Annotated in this window: 1 protein-coding gene; it reads left to right on the forward strand. The window is 64.9% G+C overall.

The genetic code is table 11. From position 1 onward, the window contains the following. A partial coding sequence (locus tag AC1DYI_RS33375) for a Calx-beta domain-containing protein (RefSeq protein WP_477208402.1) occupies positions 1 to 2,203 on the forward strand: 2,203 nt, incomplete at both ends.

Here is a 2,203-nt window from a genome sequence, read left to right on the forward strand (position 1 = left end):
GACCGTCACAGTCGACCTGATCAACGACGGCAGCGCCGAGTTGGCGCAGTGGTTCGACCTCGTGCTGTCGAACGCCGTCGGCGCGACGCTGATGCCAGAGACACATGGCCGCGCGACGATCGGCGCGAACGACGCCACGCCCGTCGGCTCGCCGCAGATCTCGGTCTCCGACGCGATCGCTGGAGAAACGGACGGCGTGCTGACATTCGTCGTCTCGCTGAGCGCGCCATCGAACCAGACGGTGAGCGTCAACTACAGCAACAGCAACCTCACCGCACTGAACGGCAGCGACTATCTCGCCCGCAGTGGTACGTTGACCTTCGCGCCGGGCGAAACGACGCAGGTTGTGCAGATATCGGTGTTGGACAACGCGACACTGGAAAGCAGCGAGTTCCTGACGCTGAACCTGTCCGGCGCGGTCAACGGCACCATCGTCCGGCAATTCGGCTGGGGCTCGATCGTCGACAACGATGCTCCGTCCGGCACGCCGGTGTTGCGCGTGAGTGACCAGGTGGTCGACGAAGCCGCCGGCACCGTCAGCGTCACCATCACGCTGGACAAGCCGAGCACCAGCGCCGTGCAGGTCAACTACGCCACCGCCAAGGGCAGCGCGCAACCAGGCTCCGATTTCACGGCCACCGGAAGCCACACCCTCAGCTTCCTGCCCGGCGAGATCACCAAGACCATCACGATCGACCTGACCAACGACGGTGCGAAGGAAGCAGGCGAGTACTTCGACCTCGTGTTCTCTTCACCGGTCGGCGCCACCTTGCCCGATGCGAACTCGCGCATCTTCATCGCCCCCAGTGACGACGCGGCGGTGGCGACGCCGACGGTCAGCGTTTCCGACGCCGCCGTCAGCGAGACCGACGGCTACCTCGAGTTCGTCGTCTCGCTGAACCAGCCGTCGACGCAGAACGTCACCGTCAACTACAGCAACAGCAACCTCACCGCGGCCAACGGCAGCGACTACCAGGCCCTGTCCGGCACGCTGACCTTCGTGCCCGGGCAGACGACACAGATCGTGCGTATCCCCGTGCTCGACAACGTCACCGCCGAGGCTACCGAGTTTCTGACCCTGAACCTGACCAGCGCAGTCAATGCGACCATCGTCCGGCAGTATGGCTGGGGCAGCATCGCCGACAACGACGCCACCACCGGCGCACCGGCGCTGAGCGTCAGCGACGGCATCGTCGATGAAGCGAACGGCCGTGTCACCTTCACGATCACGCTGGACAAACCCAGTACCAGCCAGGTCACCGTCAACTACGCCACCGCAGACGGCACGGCCACCACCAAGGGCGGCGACTACGAGTCGCAGGCCAAGCAGACGCTGGTCTTCGGCCCAGGCGAGGTCAGCAAGACCGTCACGGTCAATCTGCTGGACGACACCAGCAACGAATCGACTGAGTACTTCGACCTGGTGCTGAGCGGCGCCGTGAACGCAACGATCGGCGACGCACGCGGCCACGTCTTCATCCCGCAGAACGACGGCGCGCCGAGCGCGCTGCCGGTCATCTCGGGCGCGGCGATCTCGGCACAGGAAGGCGGCGGCTTCATCGAATTCGTCGTCACGCTCAGCGCCCCGTCGACCAGCACGGTCAACGTCAGCTACAGCAACAGCAACGGCACGGCCGCCAACGGCAGCGACTACCAGGCGCTCAGCGGTGTGCTCACCTTCACACCAGGACAGACAACCCAGATCGTTCGCATGCCGGTGCTCGACGACGTGACGGCCGAATCCACCGAGACCTTCAAGCTCAACCTGTTCAGCCCGGTCAATGGCCAGGTCGGCACCAGCGAGGTCATCGCCTCGATCATCGACAACGACAGCGCCCCGCCCCCCGACTTGATCGACTTCGGCACCGGCAATGCCGACATCCTGATCGGACGTCCTGGCGCCAATGAAGTCGAAGGCGGCACAGGCAACGACGCGCTCGACGGCGTGAACGGCGTCGTCATGCGCGGCGGCGCCGGCAACGACTTGTACATCGTCGAATCAGCCAGCGATTCGGTCACCGAACTGTCCGGCGATGGCACCGACCGTGTGGCCAGTTACGTGAACTACACGCTGGGTGCGAACGTCGAGAACCTGTCGCTGTTCGGCTCGGCAGCCAAGGGCACCGGCAACTCGCTGAACAACTCCATCACTGGCAACTCGGCCGACAACACCCTGACGGGCTTGGCCGGCAAGGACGTGCTC

It is taken from the genome of Ideonella sp. P3_A4 (assembly GCF_056403075.1).